The organism is Psychrobacter sp. UBA3962 (assembly GCF_002385225.1).
GTDB lineage: Bacteria > Pseudomonadota > Gammaproteobacteria > Pseudomonadales > Moraxellaceae > Psychrobacter.
The window spans coordinates 41,914-60,521 of sequence record NZ_DGDC01000010.1 but is presented as its reverse complement, the minus strand read 5'-3'; the positions used below and the strand labels follow the sequence as shown (position 1 = coordinate 60,521).

General features: G+C 41.4%; 15 protein-coding genes and 1 tRNA gene. 11 read left to right on the top strand and 5 right to left on the bottom strand.

All coding sequences use genetic code 11. The features are described 5' to 3' along the window. Positions 1 to 15 precede the first annotated feature (15 nt). Positions 16 to 1,263: a tryptophan synthase subunit beta gene (trpB, locus tag B3S92_RS02375; RefSeq protein WP_296202340.1), complete on the bottom strand. Its 1,248-nt coding sequence runs from the start codon at positions 1,261 to 1,263 to the stop codon at positions 16 to 18. Between the two features lie 111 nt (positions 1,264 to 1,374). Beyond that, positions 1,375 to 2,025 carry a phosphoribosylanthranilate isomerase gene (locus B3S92_RS02370; RefSeq protein ID WP_296202338.1) on the bottom strand — a complete coding sequence of 217 codons (651 nt, stop codon included), beginning with the start codon at positions 2,023 to 2,025 and terminating at the stop codon, positions 1,375 to 1,377. A gap of 161 nt (positions 2,026 to 2,186) precedes the next feature. Here B3S92_RS02370 and B3S92_RS02365 point away from each other — a divergent pair, with 161 nt between their 5' ends. Next, complete coding sequence (locus tag B3S92_RS02365; RefSeq protein WP_296202336.1) at positions 2,187 to 3,773, top strand: cryptochrome/photolyase family protein; 1,587 nt, start codon at positions 2,187 to 2,189, stop codon at positions 3,771 to 3,773. A gap of 58 nt (positions 3,774 to 3,831) precedes the next feature. On the opposite strand, the gene B3S92_RS02360 is transcribed toward B3S92_RS02365, so the two are convergent. Then, positions 3,832 to 4,584, bottom strand: a complete 753-nt coding sequence (locus B3S92_RS02360) for a DUF4230 domain-containing protein (RefSeq protein ID WP_296202335.1) — start codon at positions 4,582 to 4,584, stop codon at positions 3,832 to 3,834. Between the two features lie 453 nt (positions 4,585 to 5,037). Between B3S92_RS02360 and B3S92_RS02355 the strand changes: the two genes are divergently transcribed. From B3S92_RS02355 to B3S92_RS02310, 10 genes are all read left to right on the top strand, one after another. Next, the gene (locus tag B3S92_RS02355) at positions 5,038 to 6,768 is read left to right on the top strand and encodes a proline--tRNA ligase (RefSeq protein WP_296202332.1); all 1,731 of its coding nucleotides are present in this window, start codon (positions 5,038 to 5,040) and stop codon (positions 6,766 to 6,768) included. Positions 6,769 to 7,051: 283 nt separating this feature from the next. Next, entirely contained in the window at positions 7,052 to 7,705 is a 654-nt protein-coding gene (locus tag B3S92_RS02350; protein WP_296202330.1) for a potassium channel family protein, read from the top strand. 91 nt (positions 7,706 to 7,796) lie between these two features. Continuing rightward, a complete protein-coding gene (locus B3S92_RS02345) occupies positions 7,797 to 9,122 on the top strand; it encodes a TrkH family potassium uptake protein (protein ID WP_296202327.1) in 1,326 nt (441 codons plus the stop codon). A 41-nt stretch (positions 9,123 to 9,163) separates the two neighbouring features. Then, a complete protein-coding gene (locus B3S92_RS02340; protein ID WP_296202325.1) occupies positions 9,164 to 9,703 on the top strand; it encodes a DUF3124 domain-containing protein in 540 nt (179 codons plus the stop codon). 225 nt (positions 9,704 to 9,928) lie between these two features. Then, the gene (gene nirK, locus B3S92_RS02335; protein ID WP_296202323.1) at positions 9,929 to 11,449 is read left to right on the top strand and encodes a copper-containing nitrite reductase; all 1,521 of its coding nucleotides are present in this window, start codon (positions 9,929 to 9,931) and stop codon (positions 11,447 to 11,449) included. A 183-nt stretch (positions 11,450 to 11,632) separates the two neighbouring features. Further along, on the top strand, positions 11,633 to 12,508 hold the full coding sequence (locus tag B3S92_RS02330) for a formylglycine-generating enzyme family protein (RefSeq protein ID WP_296202319.1): 876 nt from the start codon (positions 11,633 to 11,635) through the stop codon (positions 12,506 to 12,508). 42 nt (positions 12,509 to 12,550) lie between these two features. Then, complete coding sequence (locus tag B3S92_RS02325; RefSeq protein WP_296202317.1) at positions 12,551 to 13,291, top strand: SCO family protein; 741 nt, start codon at positions 12,551 to 12,553, stop codon at positions 13,289 to 13,291. An 88-nt stretch (positions 13,292 to 13,379) separates the two neighbouring features. Beyond that, positions 13,380 to 13,456, top strand: a tRNA-Val gene (locus tag B3S92_RS02320). Between the two features lie 238 nt (positions 13,457 to 13,694). Beyond that, positions 13,695 to 14,330 carry a class I SAM-dependent methyltransferase gene (locus B3S92_RS02315; RefSeq protein ID WP_296202314.1) on the top strand — a complete coding sequence of 212 codons (636 nt, stop codon included), beginning with the start codon at positions 13,695 to 13,697 and terminating at the stop codon, positions 14,328 to 14,330. 172 nt (positions 14,331 to 14,502) lie between these two features. Then, the gene (locus tag B3S92_RS02310) at positions 14,503 to 15,582 is read left to right on the top strand and encodes an HNH endonuclease (protein ID WP_296202311.1); all 1,080 of its coding nucleotides are present in this window, start codon (positions 14,503 to 14,505) and stop codon (positions 15,580 to 15,582) included. 245 nt (positions 15,583 to 15,827) lie between these two features. Here the strand turns inward: B3S92_RS02310 and B3S92_RS02305 are convergent, their stop codons facing one another. Next, the gene (locus B3S92_RS02305; protein ID WP_296202308.1) at positions 15,828 to 17,489 is read right to left on the bottom strand and encodes a WG repeat-containing protein; all 1,662 of its coding nucleotides are present in this window, start codon (positions 17,487 to 17,489) and stop codon (positions 15,828 to 15,830) included. Between the two features lie 59 nt (positions 17,490 to 17,548). Next, positions 17,549 to 18,523, bottom strand: a complete 975-nt coding sequence (locus B3S92_RS02300) for a TauD/TfdA family dioxygenase (RefSeq protein ID WP_296202305.1) — start codon at positions 18,521 to 18,523, stop codon at positions 17,549 to 17,551. Positions 18,524 to 18,608 lie beyond the last annotated feature (85 nt).

The window sequence follows — 18,608 nt, the reverse complement described above, 5'->3', positions numbered from 1 at the left end:
TAAGATAGATAAGGTTTAAAGCTCAATACCCTCAGCTTTCATGACAGAATGCAGGTCTTTATCTCCACGTCCTGACATGTTGACAATAATACTCTGATCTGGTGTCATAGTTTTAGCCAATTCTAAACCATAATACACAGCATGAGCCGACTCTAATGCAGGGATAATACCCTCTTTACGAGTCACTTCATGGAAGGCTTGCAAAGCTTGCTTATCGGTACAGCCCACATACTCAACACGCTTAATATCTTTTAAGAAACTGTGCTCAGGGCCCACGCCTGGATAATCTAGACCCGCTGAGATTGAATGCGTTTCTAAAATTTGACCTTCATCATCAGCCATTAAATAAGTACGGTTGCCGTGTAATACCCCAACACGACCTTTGGCCAGAGGAGCTGAATGGCGTCCTGTTTCTAGACCATCGCCGGTGGCTTCCACCCCATAGATTTTTACGTCTTTGTCATTTAAGAATTCATAAAATAATCCGATGGCATTTGAGCCGCCTCCGACACAAGCTACTAGCGCATCTGGCAGTTTGCCAGTTTTTTCTAAATGCTGAATGCGGGCTTCTTTACCAATAATGGCCTGAAAATCACGGACCAGTAGCGGATAAGGATGAGGTCCAGCAACGGTCCCAATAATATAATAGGTGGTATCGACGTTGGTGACCCAATCCCGCATCGCTTCGTTCATGGCGTCTTTTAGAGTGCGTGATCCTGACTCAACCGCCACCACTTTGGCGCCAAGCAAACGCATACGATAAACGTTCATCTTCTGACGTTCTACATCGTCTGCACCCATATAAATGATACACTCAAGGCCTAGACGAGCGGCAATGGTTGCAGTCGCTACGCCATGTTGACCAGCACCTGTTTCAGCAATGATGCGTTTTTTACCACTCATCTTCGCCAGTAGCGCCTGACCAATGGTGTTGTTTACCTTATGAGCGCCGGTGTGGTTTAAGTCTTCACGCTTAAAATAAATCTGCGCGCCGCCAATCTCATCACTAAGACGCTTGGCATGATAAAGGGGTGTTGGACGACCCACATAGTTCACCAGATCATTGTGGTACTCTTCCCAAAACTTAGGGTCTTGCTTCACTTTATAATATAAAGTTTCTAGCTCTTCTAGAGCAGCCATCAGCGTCTCAGAGACAAAGCGGCCACCGTGAATACCGAAGTGACCACTGGCGTCGGGATACTGATTGAAATCGGTAATGCTTTCTACTTCATCATTGTGTGGTACATTATCAAAGGTTTTCATATTTGGTTTTACCCTACTTATATAACAATTACAACAATGCAATGAGCTGTCTTGTTAATGATTTATTGTTAACTGACTTTTTTACAGTAGTTAGGTACTTGGAATGTGAAGTTAACTGCGCCATCGTGTGCTTTTTACAGCGCGGATAAAGGCCGCCATCTTGCCAGCATCTTTTATGCCTTTGGCAGACTCAATACCACCACTGACATCAACGGCTTGAATAGGCAGTTTTAAGGTATCACCAATATTATCAGGCGTTAATCCTCCCGCCAGAATAATAGGCAGCGCACTGTCTTTAGGTATTAATGACCAGTCAAAGCGCTCTCCAGTACCACCATAGGCGTCTTTATGATAAGCATCCAATAAGATACTGCTTGCTCCGGCTTGAGCGTAGTCTTTAATTTGGGACTGAATATTTTGTAAATCATGGGTATCTTGATTGATACGAAGTGCTTTCACCCAACGTTTATTAACACTTCTTGCCAGTTGTTGACACTGCTCAGCAGACTCATCCCCATGGAACTGAATCACATCAAAGTCCACGCTATCGGCCAAGGCGACAAGCTCTGAAGGCTGTATGTTCACCACCAGTGCCACAACACTTACAAAGGCTGGTACTTGCTGCAGCAAACTCTTGGCTTGCTCAGCAGTAACAGCGCGAGGGCTGGGAGGATAAAATACAAAGCCAAGTGCATCAGCCCCTAGCTCAATCGCTTGCTGGACATCACTGGCTTGGGTGAACCCACAAAATTTAACCTGCATTGACCCTGTAATCCTTTTACCAAATTCAAACTGCCAAATCAAACTTATCGTAGCATACTTTTTGGCAAATTTAGCAGTGCTTACACTAACTTACCCCATTTAAAGCCGATAACTGCCAATATTAATAGTTATCAAGAATATAAGCCCATGAAGGATGCCCGATGCCTGCCATTGCCCCCACTCCCCAAACCCCCTACCTTATTTGGTTTCGACGTGATCTGCGCCTTGAGGACAACACCGCACTCTCTGCTTTAACTGAGATGGCAAATCAAGGGGCAGATCAACCCCATATAAAAGCCTTATTTGTGGTGACCCCTGAGCAGTGGCTTGAGCACGCTATGTCTTTGGCTCAAGTGGATTTTATTTTTCGCAGTTTAAAGAAATTAGCAGAGTCTTTGTTGACTCAATTAAATATTGAGCTACACCTATTACAAGCTCCTAATTATAGCCAGTGTGTAGACGCCATCGATAACTTTTGTCAGCAGCATAACATTAGCCATATTGCTAGCAACTATGAGTATGAAGTTAATGAAATGGCGCGAGATAGCGCACTTGAACAGCAGCTTAGCAAGAGAGGTATCGCCTTTCATCGTTATCATGATCAATGTATCTTGCCGCCTGGCTCAGTCACTACCAATGAGGACACTATGTATAAAGTGTTCACCCCGTTTTATAAAAAGTGGCAGAGCATTTTAGACAAAGGCCTAGTAAATTTGCACCCGCTTGCAAAGCTTAATCACAATGAGCCAGATTCGGATATTTTGCCGCAGATTTTAGACTCTATTGAGGATTTGCGTCAAAAAATGCTTAGGCTATTTTTAGAAAGGCAATTTGATCAAGAAACAACTGCTCAGTCGCTGCTACAAACCACACGTCAAACCTATCCTGCCGGCGAAGATCAGGCTTATAAGCGCTTGCAGCAGTTTTTAGCAGAAGAGGTGCAACAATATGATATCGCCCGCGATCAACCGGCACTAGAGGCTACCAGTCAACTGTCTGCCTATCTAACCCTAGGGGCCATTAGTCCACGTTTATGCTACCTCAAAGCCAAACAAGCGGCTCAATCTACTTATCAAGCCAAGGCCCGTAACTTAAATGATTCGAATGAAGATTTTGGTGCTGAACAAGACATACAGCGCTGGATCAGTGAGCTGGCATGGCGGGATTTTTATCGTCACGTTATAGTAGAGAATCCAGACATTGTAAAAGGGGCTGCTTTTAATAAGGTCGCCGACCAAAAGGTAAACTGGTCTTATGACTTATCAGGTTTTGAGAAATGGTGTAAAGGACTAACCGGTGTGCCTTTGGTAGATGCAGCCATGCGCTGTCTGAACCAAACTGGATTTATGCACAATCGGCTGCGCATGGTAACGGCCATGTTTTTGACCAAAGATTTATTTATTGATTGGCGTTTGGGTGAGCGCTACTTTATGCAAAAGCTGATTGACGGAGATTTTGCGTCCAATAACGGAGGCTGGCAGTGGAGCGCTTCCACCGGCACCGATGCTGCGCCCTACTTTCGGATCATGAATCCGTTTAGCCAAGCTAAGACCCATGATAAAGACGCTATTTTTATCAAAACCTGGCTGCCTGAATTAAAAGATATCCCAGCCAGTTTTTTACATGATGAGGCGAAGCTCAGACAGGCTTTAAGCAAGAAAGGCGGCTTTGCTCAGATTGACTACCCGCAACCTATGGTAGACCATAAGCAAGCCCGCCTTTATGCCATTGAGCAGTTTAAGGGCTAAAGCAGTATTGGTAAGGACAATCTATACAGCCTAATTTAACCCCCCTAATCTAAACACTCTAGTCAGCTGGCTGACACGCCCCTGCCCCTTGAGTATTCACACTAACCTCTGCCCCAGTCATGGCAAACAACTGTTGCATCTCTTTTTTGGCATTGTCTTCGGCTTGTTGCATCACCCCATCAGCACAAGCACGCTTAAGTACCTCTTGTTTGGCACTGGCTTGAGCTTGGGCCAAAATTTCTGGCTCAGCTTTGAGCATGCCAAAAAAGCCGCCCGACTGCCAATCATAGACCTCAACATCGTCTAAATAGACGGTAAAAATTTCTGCGGGTGGCAGAGTAATCATGATATTAGGCATTAAGGTGATGGGCAGATCAGCATTGCCTTGTGCTTCAGCATTGGCTTTCGCCGCCGCGATTTGCTCCTCAGTCGGATCTGTCACTTGCACCATCTCTGGGCTTAACTCACTTAAATCTACCCCGGCAACCACGCGACCACGGGCGATAAATAAGCCTTTTTGCTCATCTTGCCACAAGCGTTGCCAACTGCCTTGCTGCTCACTGGTGATTACCGTATCAACATTATAAGCCACAGTTTCTAAACGGTTTAGCTGCTGAATTTTACTGACCACCCCTTCTCGGCTAACGGTCTGGATTTGTGGTGAATTGTCTTTATTAAAATGCTGCCATAGCAAAACGCTAAGCAGAATCAAAACCAGTAAAAATACTAGCTTTAACAGCACGCCACTACTTTTGGCAGTAGGCTTAGGGGTAGGATTGGGATTTGACCCAGGTTGTGTTGTCTTGTTCATGGTTCGCCTCGTGTGATTTTTATTTTAAGTTTAATGGTTTGAGTTTGAATAGTTGGTATAAAATCTGGTGTAATTTATTTATAAAATAGAGTAAAAATTCGATTAAATATAGCCAATAAATTAGGCATTGTTTGTTGAGTTAAAACGGTAATAAAGCAGTTTTTCTAGATTCTTATTGTCTTAAGCTTTAAATTAGCCTTAAATTGAGCCTAAATTCCCTAAGAAGTTAAAAAAGGATTGCGTCAAAGCCCGACTTTACCTAACATAGTCAGGTTATCACTATTATATTTCCTTACTAATATCATTTAACACCGTAATAACCGTCTAAATACTGATTAACAGCGATTTTGAGACGAGATTTATTGACGGTGCTTTTATTGTTCCAGTGAGTTTTTTTAAAGTTAATTTTATCGTTAACCCCCTTTAACTACATTGAGTAAAGTCGAGTCAGTTATGAGAGCCAGCCAGTTTTTATTTGCTACCTTAAAAGAAACCCCAAGCGATGCTGATATCGTATCTAGCCAACTTATGGTGCGAGCCGGTCTTATTCGCAAGCTAGCTTCAGGGCTATATGTTTGGTTGCCTATGGGCCTTAAGGTTTTGCAAAAAGTTGAAAAAATTGTGCGTGAAGAGATGGAAAATATCGGCGCACAAGAAGTCCTCATGCCTATGACTCAGCCTGCTGAGTTATGGCAAGAGTCAGGACGCTTTGAAGATTATGGTCCTGAACTTTTACGCTTCACCGACCGTCATAATCGTGATTTCGTACTAGGGCCCACTCACGAAGAGGTCATCACTGATTTGGCACGTGGTGAATTACGTAGTTACAAACAACTGCCTGTCACTTTCTTCCAAATTCAAGGTAAGTTCCGCGATGAGATTCGTCCTCGTTTTGGCATCATGCGTGCCCGCGAATTTACCATGAAAGATGCCTATTCTTTCCACGTAGACCAACCCTCATTAGAAGTAACTTATCAACAGATGTATGATGCCTACACCCGCATTTTTCAACGTCTGGGCTTAAATTTCCGTGCAGTATTGGCCGATACCGGTTCAATCGGTGGCTCAGCTTCTCATGAGTTCCATGTGCTGGCCGGCAGTGGTGAAGATGCCATCGCTTTCTCTGATGGTTCAGACTACGCAGCCAACGTTGAGCTGGCTGAAGCGATATGTACCGATGATCGCGCTGCCCCAACCCAAGATAGACAAGACGTTTCTACTCCAAAAATTCAAACCAACGAAGATTTGGCTAAGTTCCTAGATATTCCTTTAGAAACTACTGTCAAAACCTTGGTGGTTAAAGGTCATCGCATCAATGAAGATGGCTCTGAGGGCGAAGAGCAATTGGTAGCATTAGTGGTTCGTGGCGACCATACCTTAAATGAAATTAAAGCGGAAAAAATCGCTGAAGTGGCGACACCGCTGACCTTCGCAACTGAAGAAGAGATGAAAGCGGCTGGTCTGAAAAAAGGCTTCATCGGTGTGGATTTAGACATCCCCGTCTATGTTGACCGCGCAGCAGCTGCCATGAGCGACTTTGTATCAGGCGCCAATGAATACGACATGCACACCACGGGTATGAACTGGGAGCGTGATGCTCAAATCACCGAGGTGGTTGATATCCGTAACGTGGTAGAAGGTGATGCCTCTCCTGATGGCAAAGGTAAGCTAAGCATCAAACGTGGTATCGAAGTGGGTCATATCTTCCAGTTGGGCGATAAATACTCTAAAGCGCTAAACTGTACCGTTATGGGTGAAGACGGCAAGCCGGTAACGCTAATGATGGGCTGTTACGGTATCGGAGTGAGCCGCATCATCGCTGCTGCTATCGAGCAAAATCATGATGACAACGGTATCATTTGGGCCAGAACCCCAGATATCAAAGACTCAATCGCACCGTTTGACATTGCCATTGTGCCGATGAAATCAAAAGAAGATACGGTTATGCAAACCGCTGAAGCTTTATATGAAGAGCTTAAAGCTAAGGGCTTAAACGTAATTTTAGATGATCGTAACGAGCGTCCTGGTGTCAAGTTTGCGGACCTTGAACTGATTGGTATTCCACACCGTATTGTGGTTTCTGACCGCAACTTAGCGGAAGATAAGTATGAGTATGTTGATCGCCGTGATGGTGAAAAACAACTGCTTAGTCGTGAAAAAGTATTGGCAAAAGTTAGTCAGTAATCTAATCAGCTACCAGTTAAAGCTATTAAAACAAACTGATTAAAGCCCTGACTTATAAAAAGAGACTCTCAAATTTGAGGGTCTCTTTTTTTGTATCTTTTAATACTTTTTGGTTATCGAGCTTTTCTTATTTCTATTTTTAAGGAGTATAATTGGCTTTTAGTTTAACAATATCAATTAAGATTTAAAATTATCTTAACCCATATTGATTATCTTAACCTTTGAGCAGTGATAACGCGGGTTGCTATCTGGGTTAATAGGATTATTTACGTAGAGGTTATACATGCAATTTGCAGTGATTGGACTCGGTGTGTTTGGTAGAGCTTGTGCTTTTGAATTGCAAAGCCAAGGCAATGAAGTTCTTGGCATCGATATGGATGAGCAAGAAGTTAATAAGGTGAGTGATATCTTAAGTCACTCGGTTATTGCAGATGCTACCGATATTGAAACTTTAAAAGAGTTGAATTTAAGCCAGTTTGACGGAGTGATCGTCAGCATTGGTGAAGACTTGGAAGCCAGCTTGTTATGTACTTTAAACCTCATTAAATTGCCCGCAAAGAACTTATGGGTAAAAGCCAAAACAGATGCTCACCATGATATTTTGCACAGTTTAGGGGTAGAGAATATTATTCACCCTGAACAGGACATGGGTATTCGTATTGCACAGGCCATGGCCTACCCTATGATGAAGCAGTATTTGGCGCTCGGTAATGAAGAGTTTGTGGTACGCATTGATGTGCCCCAAAACGTGCGTCCTATTAGTGTCGGCAAAATTAAAAGCCGGCATCCAGACACCTCTTTACTGCTGATTATCCGCAACAATGAAATATTACGTGACTTTAATAGTGACACTATAATTCAATACCCTGACCGAGTGTTATATACCGGTCTGGTCAAGGATCTTAAGTACCTTGCGAAGTCATTTATTCAAAGCTAAAAGTCCCCTAATAAGTTAAAGGCTAAGTTAGCTCGGACTTATGCAGAACCAAAATATGACCCTATAAAATAACTAAGGTCTCAACAGCCCTATGCCATCAAAGTCAGCCAAATTCTTGTCGTCACCCCCAGCCATCTTAGCGGCAGGCTTTTTATTTCTTATCACTCTAGGCACCTGTTTACTTAAGTTGCCTGTAGCCACCATTGACTCCGTCTCTTGGCTGCAGGCCGCTTTTACCGCCACCTCTGCAGTTACGGTCACTGGATTGTCCGTTGTGGATACCGCTAACTTCACGCGGCTGGGTCAAGTCGTTATTGCCATGCTGATTCAGTTAGGCGGGCTTGGTTTTATGACCTTTGCTGTTTTTGCCTTTATTAGCTTACAGCGGCGGTTAAATATCGTCGGTCAGAAGATTGCTCGAGAAGCTTTTGCCGAGACCAGCTTTGGCAATATTACTACCACGGCCAAATCGGTTATTACCATTGCTTTATCGGTAGAATTAATAGGATTTATTGCCTTAAGCATTGCTTTTTTGCAAGACATGCCCCCATCAGAAGCTTTATATGCCGGCTTCTTTTATACTGTCTCAGCCTTTAATAATGCAGGCTTTGCTTTGACCAGTGACAATTTAACCCCCTATATTGATAATAAATCCATTAACTTCATTATCACAAGCCTAATTATCGTGGGTGGCTTAGGCTTTATCGTCATAAAAGATATTATCGATCATCGCAGTTGGCGCAAAGTAAGCGTCAATACTAAGGTTGTGGTTGGCACGACTTTGGTATTGAATCTTGTGGCCTTTGTGCTGTTTTGGCTATTAGAGCGCACCAATCCCAATACCTTGGGCCACTTAAGCTTTAGCAATCAGCTGACGGCAGCTTGGTTTCAAGCCATTACCCCAAGAACGGCTGGGTTTAACACCATTCCTATTGAACAGCTAACCGATGCCAGCACCCTACTGACTATGTTTTTAATGTTTATTGGGGGTGGCTCTCTATCTACGGCCAGTGGCATTAAAATCGGTACTTTTGTGATTTTGATTTTGACCACTTGGGCCTTCTTGCGTCAGCGCGACCATGTGATTATCTTTAAACGTCGTATTCCAGATCGCTTGGTCAGAAAATCACTGGCTTTAATTAGCATTACCATGATGCTCATTTTTTTAAGCGTCTTTGTACTGTCTATTGTAGAGGCCGATCACCCTTTAGATGACGTGCTGTTTGAAGTGGTTTCTGCCTTGAGCACTGTGGGCCTAACTCGGGGCTTAACCTCTAAACTTAGCCAAACGGGTGAGATTGTTATTATGTTTATGATGTTTGCCGGACGGGTGGGACCTTTGACCTTGGCTTATTTAATTGCCATGCCAAAAAGCTCAAGAGTTCATTATCCTGAAACCAATGTATTGGTGGGTTAATCAACCTGCCCGTACTCTACCCTGTGTTTAAAAGGAGACTTATGAAAACATCGCTACTGTTGGGCATCTCGTTACTGGCTACTGTGGGTCTTACCGCTTGCAACCCTCCCGAAAAAGACCCCAATATTTTATATAGTACTGAGCACAAAGATCCTATAAAAGAGCTGGAGGTGGACCAAGTTCCTTCGGGAAATATGCCCTATTATCAGCTATTTTATGTACCGGTCTATTCCAATATTTATGGGGATGAAGACAGCCCAAAGATTATGCTGTCAGCCACTTTAAGTATTCGAAATACTAGCTTAAATAACAGTCTCTACGTCACTAAAATCGATTATTACAATACTCATGGCGAGTATGTCCGACCTTATTTGACAAAGTCTATCGAGCTGCCTCCCATGGGCACACTTAACTACATTGTTGAAAAAATGGATGACACTGGAGGAGATGGCGCGAACTTCGTGGTGGCGGTTGAAAGCGAAGCAAAAAATGTCTCGCCTTTGATTGAAACCATTATGATCGGTACTTTTAGCAATAAGGCTTTTTCATTTACTAGTCCTAGTATTGCCATTGAAGATTAAAAAAAACGTCAATTATTTGCTTGATTGATAATAATTATTGTTTATAAAAAGCAATAAGCTTAGATACATTTTTCATGCCAGTTTTGAGGTAAATTTAGACTTAGTAGTTTATTAAAAGTTAAAAAATCCGTGAGAAGAGAGTCGCACAATCTCAAACATTCATTTAAAATGAATGTTTGAGATTTAGTGTTATAACGTAGTTATTTGAATTCTTCGGAGAGCATTATGCAAATCTCAAATTTACATCTATCTTCCAAAAAGCCGCATCTATACTCGAAACTGGCATTGGCTTGCTTACTTGCTATGGGTACAGTTGGTATAGTTGGCTGTAATGATAAAGCTGCAAACGATAATAACAACCAAGCCTCTGCTACAGCGACTAACGAGTCTGCTCAAGATCAATCCAAGCAACAAGGTGAATTGCCAGTTATAGACGCTATCTTAACTTCAGCTCCCGAGGTTCCTCCCCCAATCGACAGAGATTATCCTGCTAAAGTTGTGGTAAAAATGGAAACTGTCGAAAAGGTCATGCGCTTAGCTGATGGCGTCGAGTACAACTTTTGGACTTTTGACGGTACTGTACCTGGTAGCTTTATTAGGGTTCGTGAAGGGGATGAAATTGAGTTCCATCTGTCTAACCACCCTGACTCAAAAATGCCTCATAACATCGACTTACATGCTGTCACTGGACCAGGGGGTGGTGCCGCTTCCTCGTTCACTTCTCCAGGTCATACTTCAGAGTTTAACTTCAAAGCCTTAAAACCGGGTCTATACGTTTATCACTGTGCAGTAGCCCCAGTAGGGATGCACATTGCCAATGGTATGTATGGCTTGATATTGGTCGAACCTGAAGAAGGTCTGCCTAAAGTCGATAAAGAGTTCTACGTGATGCAAGGTGACTTCTACACCAAAGGTAACTATGGAGATAAAGGATTACAACCCTTCGATATGGAAAAAGCAGTTAAAGAAGACGCTGATTACGTAGTCTTTAACGGTTCTGTAGGTGCCTTAACCGGTGAGAACTCATTAAAAGCTAAAGTGGGTGAAACTGTGCGGTTGTTCGTCGGCAACGGTGGCCCTAACCTAATATCCTCGTTCCATGTCATTGGCGAGATATTTGACAAAGTAAATATGGAAGGTGGCTCAGCTGAAAACCAGAATGTACAAACTACCCTTATCCCAGCTGGTGGTGCTGCAATCACTGAGTTTAAACTTGATGTCCCTGGTGAATACGTCTTAGTAGACCACTCTATCTTCCGAGCATTCAACAAAGGGGCTCTAGGTATTCTTGAAGTAGAGGGCTCAGAGGATAAGAAAATTTATTCTGGAAAAGTCAGAGAGCGTGTCTATCTACCAGAGGGATCGGCAACACAAAGTATTGGCAATAATAATACGCCAAAACCTAAAGTTACAGCTAAGAACCTACAAGAGCGTATCAAAATGGGTGAGTCTGTTTATGCCAGTAACTGTGCCGCTTGTCACCAACCTGATGGTAGTGGGGTGCCTAAAGCCTTCCCACCATTGGCCAAATCAGACTATCTAAATGCAGATCCTAATCGTGCTATTGATGCTATCCACAATGGCTTAAGCGGTAAGATCACAGTTAATGGTGAGGTATATGATAGCGTCATGCCAGCTGTTAATTTAGATGATGAAAAAACTGCCAACGTTGTGACTTATATCTTGAACAGTTGGGGTAATAAAGGGGGTGAAATCACCCCAGAAGATGTGGCTGCTCGCAAGTAATCCACACTCTTTAGTTAGCAGATTGAAGCTTAGTGGTAATTAATAAAAACTATAAAAAATATAACCTTACTATAAGCCACTAAGCTCAATACGGTATTAGGCTTCATAAGCCTGATACCGTTCTTAAGTTAACCAAATCGTTCATCGCCTTCTTTATTGCCTCATAAATAAGTGAGATTAATCATGATATTTAAGGTTACTGCAAAAAAGCCATGTACTTTAAAGACAGGTTCTTTAAAAACAACTACTTTAAAGCACAACGTCTCTAGACCATTACTATGGCTATTAATAGCGTCAGCCTTTAGCTTCGGCGCGGATATGGGTTTAATAATATCTACAGCACAGGCCAAAGAGCTCACTATTGAGGCTGGGGTCTACCGGCCTTTATATCTGAGTAAAAACTCTCCTTATGTCAAAGTAGACAAATTCAAAATAGATGAATTACCGGTTACCAACATTCAGTATTACAAGTTTTTGAAACAAAACCCCAAGTATCAAAAGCAAGCTATTGCCCCCATATTTGCTGATAAAGGCTATCTAAAGCACTGGTTAAAAGCTTCAAAAGGTTACACCCCTAGAATTGTTGACTTTGATAAACCCGTGGTCAATGTATCTTGGTATGCTGCCAATCAATACTGCAGAGCTCAGAACAAACGATTACCTACTGTAGAGCAATGGGAATATGTGGCTCAAGCCTCAGAAACCAACAAAAATGGTAGCTTAGAACCTGGCTATAATCAGCGTATTCTCGACTGGTATAGCAAGTCTGCTGGCAGCAACCAAAAGTTGGCTAAAGTAGGTCAAAGCCCAGCCAATTATTGGGGCGTTAAGGACATGCATGGACTAATTTGGGAGTGGACAGAGAATTTTAATAACAGCTTAGTAACGGGCGAATCACGCTCAGATAGCAATTTAAATCAACAAATGTTTTGTGGTTCTGGAGCCGCTGGCGCCGTTGACCCAAGTGATTACGCAGCATTTATGCGATATGGTTTTCGCTCTAGCCTAGAAGCGAAATATACAGTTAGTAGTCTTGGCTTCCGCTGTGCTCGCTATTAAGTTAAGCGAAGTAATGGCTTATATGCTAATTAGGAATTTATTATGAAAACACATCTTTCTTCGCCCTCTTCGTCTCGCAGCTTACTATCACTCTCTCTGTCAGCTGTATTGAAAACAGCTTTGGTAGCCAGCTTGTCCCTAACTGCTATTGCTTGTAGTCAATCAGATTCCGATCAGCCACAGTCTACGCACCAGGCTGAAGGCCAGCATGAAGCTATGTCTCATCAAGAGGGTGACCATAGCAACATGAACCATGAAGACATGAACTCACATGAGCCTGCTGAAGCCTTGGGGCAAGACTATTCAATCTATCAGGTAGGCGGAGAATGGACAGATCACAGAGGCAATAAATTTGAGCTGGAAGATCTGACAGGTAAAAATCAAGTGGTGGTCATGGCCTATACCAGCTGTCAGCACACCTGCCCTATCCTAGTGCGTGGTATGAAACAAATCGAGAAAGAGATGACCGATGAGGCAAGAGCCGACACTGAGTTTGTCTTAGCCACTTTGGACACTGAACGTGATACGGTCACGGTGATGAATAACTATGCCGAACACAATGATTTAGGTGACAACTGGCGCTTAATTCGTAGCGATGAAGCTACTACCCGCATGCTGGCCAATACTTTAAACATCAAGTATCAGTTTGCGGATAATGGTGATATCAATCACTCAAACTTGATTTCTATATTGGATAAGCAAGGTCGTCTGGTGGCTCAAGAAATCGGAGTCGCAGACAGCGGTATTAAGCCACTTATTGAATATTTAAATACGCACAATTAAGTTTGGTTCTTTAGCCCGGTGGGTTAATATTTTATGTAAATAAAAGCTTGCAAAACAAAATAAACTTGCTAAAATACATCACCTCAATAGGCGTATAGCTCAGTTGGTTAGAGCGCTACCTTGACATGGTAGAGGTCGCTAGTTCGAATCTAGTTACGCCTACCAAGATTCAGCCCCCGAAACTCAGTGTTTACGGGGGTTTTTTAATGCCTGAGCTTTTTGTATGACCTTGTAAGATGTGCTTAATATACTTATTTCGTTCAAAAATGCCGTAGTTCAGACAAATATTTACGCCAAAATTACTCCAAACATTACGTGCTGTATGGTTTATTTAAACAAGAACCTATTCAAACATGACAACTAACCAAGTAAGATGAGAGTACATTTTGAAAGATGAATATACATGACAGACAACCCGACATTAAGCTTTTATAATCAACATGCCGACGCTTATATAAAGCAAACCAGACAGATAGATCTGCATGCCTTATACGATGCCTTTGTTAGTCAATTACCTACCGATATAAAGATACCACAGCATATCTTGGATGTCGGGTGCGGTTCTGGTCGAGATAGCTTTTGGTTTTCCAATAGCCTTGGAGCGAATGTGACTGCTATTGATGGCAGCTCAGAGCTTATTAAAAGAAATCAGGCGTACTATGCAGCAAGCAATATCAATTGGCGACATCTAAAGTTTAAAGATATTAAACATCAGGGTTGGCAGAATCAGTTCATCGGGATTTGGGCCTGCGCTTCTTTATTGCATCTGCCATTTAATGAATTACCAAATACTTTAGAAGACTTAATGGACACACTGGTATCAGGTGGTACTATGTACGCTTCATTTAAGCATGGTGATAGTGGAAGATGGGAGGGAGACCGCTTCTTTTGCGATATGAATAAAGAACGTTTTGTTGAGGCTCTGCAGTTGATTAATTTTAATTCCTATTTAGACTATAAGACTTGGATTAGTGCTGATCAACAAGGTGGGCGGGAAGTTGAATGGTTTAATGTTTTGTTAATAAAACGAGGTAAATGAGCCAACTTATTTAAGCTGATTAGATATGACCTAAGTACCTTAATTAGATATCATCTGATATTAAGAACTAAACTACTAGCTCACATAACCTATATTCATGCTATCTGAATTCCGACAAGTTAAAAATATCTTTTTGATCGTATAACCCTTGTTTTGAGTGGACAAGAATTGTATGCGTAATAATTTATATAGACCCACAGCAGACTTTCAGATTGGATTCTTAAATAATATTCAATGGCTTCTAGAATCTAGCTCTTACACATCAACTTATAAGTTTGCTCTACTAATATCATTGTCAAACCTCGCAATTGAGTCTGGTATTGATGACAATAGCACCTACTCTGTGTCCTACCTACAGATAGCTGAGCAGTTTATACATCTATATTGGACACACGCTCTACCCTTTTCAAAACAAGACCCTGATTCAATTTTAAGACAAAGCAATACTATAGGGCAGATTAAAGTTATTAATTGCATTTTAGATCTACAAAAAGAGGCTAAAACGATAAAACTTAATACTGCCCGTATCCTTAATACGTATAAATGGGAATCTACTCTTAAGGAAATAGCTCGTACAATTAAGACGTACCCAGCCAAGCATTTGCAAAGTGCTGAGAATAAAAGTCATAGAGAGTTCTTGTATCACTACGATAGTAAATCGAAAGAGATTAAATTGAATCCTGGTATTGCCTACTGCTTAGCCAAATTCAGTAAAATTATTAACAAGCTATGCCAACAGTACTGGTCTGAATTCGTACGTAAAAATCGTCATAATCAAGAATATTTTAATGAGGATCTGGATCTATATTACTTCTTGTTTAACCAATCAAGGCAGAGCTTAAATATGCTAGTTCCATTACTAAGTGATATACAGCACGGATATTGTTTCTACTGCCATAACCAGATCAAGGGCACCCCGGAAGTTGACCATTTTATTCCTTGGTCAAAATACCAAATTGATACCCTACATAACTTTGTATTAGCAGACCATAGTTGCAATAACAGTAAACGCGACTATCTTGCTGAAGAGCGCTTTTATGACTCTTGGTTAATTAGAAACCAAGATTACGGTAAATTAATGAATAATGAAGGAAAATCTTTAGGCTTTATAAGTAATATTCTACGCTCTGAAACTATAGTCCGATGGGCTTACCAAGTCGCTATAGAGCATAATGATTTAGTATGGTCACCTGACAAAAGCAATCGATTACGCACCATTAATCCAGCACTATTACAGAATCTCAGAGGCTGAAGAGCATGATTCTAATAAGCTTAAGATGTTAGTAACGTCTAATCTTTAGCTTTTATTCATATCACCTACTCTATGCGTACTTTCCTATTTGATAGCACACCTTCTTTTATTAAACATCACTCATTAAGCAGGCGAATATGATGTAATTATCAGCACATATTATCTTTCTACCTTCCTCAGCATAATTCGCAGCAAATAGGTGTGCTGAAAACTTAAGAGGTCAGGCACCTTTCTCGTTTCCATAACTACTCATCAAAAGTACAAACCACATGATTATAATCATTATCAACACTATGAAGCTCTAATTCTGTATATTCATACTGAGGTTTAAAAAACTCATCTAAACTTTCTGCAATACCATATTGTGCAGTAGTTCCGGAGTTGCCTGCCATAACAGCTTTATATACATAAAGTGGCTTAGCGCCCTCTTTCTGCCATTTATAGAACTTCTGCTCAAGAACATCATCCACATCACAATTAGATGGAATACGTATCAAGTTCTTAGAATTAAAAAAGTCGGTAATATCATGGACACCCCTAAGCTCTTCATCTTCCATAATTCCTTGACCTGAACCGAGAGTAACAAGCTTTGGCTGCTGCTTGGTCCCATAAGCGATCATATAGCCGGTTTCAGATAAATCTGCATTAATGGAATAATTGGGATCACTAGGCATATATTTATTTTTTTCAGGAGTTTTGTTTTGCCATCCCTGTACATTTGGCAAAGCAGTCAATTGTTCCCAAGTCCACTTTTGACCCGGCTTTAATACTAAATAGTCTGTAATTGCAGCAAACCTAGCGCTACCTGCAGAGCTGCTCTGACTTTGATTTTGTAATTTTTGGTTGATTTCATCTTCAACCGAATCATCATTAAAGTACTTATGAGAACTATCGATACCGGCTGGACACTCAGCTTTTTTGCCTTTGGTATCAATACAAAACTCATTACCTTCACTGTCATTTACCAGTGCATAGCCATTTTTAAAGTCGATTTTTCCTTCACTATCGTCCCAATATACTCGGGTAAAACTCATAGGAATGACGAGCTTGCCAGTTTTATCAATATAGCCATACTTCATATTATCGCTATTTTGCTCAAAGTCAAAGACAGCAGCTAACCCATCTGCAAAGTCATTAACTTGTTCATAATCCAGGTCTATTGCAATAATCGGCTTGTTCTCTTCATTAACATAGCCCCACTTACCCTCTTTTTGGACCGCTACTAAGCCCTCACTGAAGTTACCCATCTGCTGATACATAAATGGGATCACTTCCTTATTGTTTTTATCAATAAGACCGTATTTATAATCCATGTCTTGTGAGGGATATGCAGCAAAAGCAAAACCCTCATTAAAATCACCTAATGAGCCATATTTAACAGGAATAACTACTTTACCGGTCTTATCAATCGCACCATAACGCTCATTAATACGCACCACAGCCAGACCTTCTGAAAAGTCGCTAACCCAGTCATAATCTAAAGGTATGACCACTTTGCCCTCAGTATCAATAAAGCCATATTTTTCATTTTTGACTACAGCAGCCAACCCTTCAGAGAAGTTATTAAAGGTAATTCCTTCACCGCCTTCACCTTCCATAATCCCATCATATTCAAAGGGAATAACTAACTTACCCTGTTGGTCGACATAGCCCACTCTATTGGTCATTGTATAAGGATCTGCGTCATTGCGGCTCACAACACCGGCTAGCCCATCTCGTAAACAGCCCACTTGCTGATAACCTTCTACTTCTGGTATCACGCACGGTTCATATTTTTTTGCTTCAATAGCACCCGCCTGATCTGACTTATCGCTGCTATTAGAGCTAGCTGAAGTTGTATTACTTGCATTACTACACCCCATTAAAGCGGCAATAGATAGAGTTAAAGCTAGATAGACGGGTTTCATAAAAACATCCTTGATTTCGAAAATTTATACTTTTAGTTAGCTAGTATTTCTATAAATAACTATAAGGTGTATCCATTCTTACCTGGAAAATCAGGGGCAAGCTCCCTAGCATTTGCCATTTTTAGCCACAATCTTACTAGCTTCCGGCGCTTATCGGCCTCAGGATAGTCCTCAAAAGATTGTCTGGAATGCATAACCACGTAATTATTACATAGCTGAATATCCCCAGGTTCAAGCATCATATCTAGTCTATACTCCGGACGATGACTTATTTCATCAAAGACATCTAAAGCCTCTATCTGGACACGAGACATAGGAACATTCATTAACTCATGCCCAGTTTCAATGTATTTTCTTAGATAGCGACAAGCCAGCTTCCCATCCCAGTAGCTAAACATTGGTGTTAACCCAGGCCCCTCTTTACCTAAATGATTTAAATAGGCGGGATGATAATAGTAGCCTAGGTATTCAGGATATTCTTCCAAAATAGTGTTATATACTGCAGAGAAACTAACCAGACTACTCTCACCACCGGTCATCGCTTTACGAACACAAAGCAGTCCCACAACATCTGATAAGTCGGCATGAAAAGGTAGGTTCTCATTGGTTTGATAAACTCGAGTCTGTTTATCATTGACATCACCAACATTCTCTACCAAACCTAATAATTGGCCTCCTTTGTCTTGAATAACAGGGACACCTAAATACAGACCTAGGATATAAAAAATATCGATTAAATCTTGTTCGTTGTAAATAGAGACATCAAGTCCTCTAATCACAATAAAGCCATAGCCGTTTTCTAATTCCTCCGACACTTCGTTTACCAGTGTCAAAAAGGCAGCATCCTCAATAGGGACATCACTTTTTTCAAAATTGGGGGCTTGTAGATTTTTAGCTTGAAGGGTTTTAAGGGCGTTATCTAAAACAGATATTAAATGCGGGTCTAACTTTATAATCCAATCCTCTTTATCGGCGATATCTTGACCTTTCCACGCACATTTATCAGTGATTGGGCTTTTTAACATTGTATCCATACCTTACCTCCGCTGTTAATGAATAATCCCATTGTACCTGTAGGGTTAATTATTAAACAAGCTTAACTATGGTTTTAACTTCTGA

Coding starts and splice junctions, on each gene's coding strand:
- B3S92_RS02360 (WP_296202335.1), bottom strand. CDS start 4,584: ATGAACAAGACAACACAACCTGGGTCAAATCCCAATCCTACCCCTAAG.
- B3S92_RS02365 (WP_296202336.1), top strand. CDS start 2,187: ATGCCTGCCATTGCCCCCACTCCCCAAACCCCCTACCTTATTTGGTTT.
- B3S92_RS02300 (WP_296202305.1), bottom strand. CDS start 18,523: ATGGATACAATGTTAAAAAGCCCAATCACTGATAAATGTGCGTGGAAA.
- B3S92_RS02345 (WP_296202327.1), top strand. CDS start 7,797: ATGCCATCAAAGTCAGCCAAATTCTTGTCGTCACCCCCAGCCATCTTA.
- B3S92_RS02305 (WP_296202308.1), bottom strand. CDS start 17,489: ATGAAACCCGTCTATCTAGCTTTAACTCTATCTATTGCCGCTTTAATG.
- B3S92_RS02330 (WP_296202319.1), top strand. CDS start 11,633: ATGATATTTAAGGTTACTGCAAAAAAGCCATGTACTTTAAAGACAGGT.
- trpB (WP_296202340.1), bottom strand. CDS start 1,263: ATGAAAACCTTTGATAATGTACCACACAATGATGAAGTAGAAAGCATT.
- nirK (WP_296202323.1), top strand. CDS start 9,929: ATGCAAATCTCAAATTTACATCTATCTTCCAAAAAGCCGCATCTATAC.
- B3S92_RS02355 (WP_296202332.1), top strand. CDS start 5,038: ATGAGAGCCAGCCAGTTTTTATTTGCTACCTTAAAAGAAACCCCAAGC.
- B3S92_RS02340 (WP_296202325.1), top strand. CDS start 9,164: ATGAAAACATCGCTACTGTTGGGCATCTCGTTACTGGCTACTGTGGGT.
- B3S92_RS02325 (WP_296202317.1), top strand. CDS start 12,551: ATGAAAACACATCTTTCTTCGCCCTCTTCGTCTCGCAGCTTACTATCA.
- B3S92_RS02350 (WP_296202330.1), top strand. CDS start 7,052: ATGCAATTTGCAGTGATTGGACTCGGTGTGTTTGGTAGAGCTTGTGCT.
- B3S92_RS02315 (WP_296202314.1), top strand. CDS start 13,695: ATGACAGACAACCCGACATTAAGCTTTTATAATCAACATGCCGACGCT.
- B3S92_RS02370 (WP_296202338.1), bottom strand. CDS start 2,025: ATGCAGGTTAAATTTTGTGGGTTCACCCAAGCCAGTGATGTCCAGCAA.
- B3S92_RS02310 (WP_296202311.1), top strand. CDS start 14,503: ATGCGTAATAATTTATATAGACCCACAGCAGACTTTCAGATTGGATTC.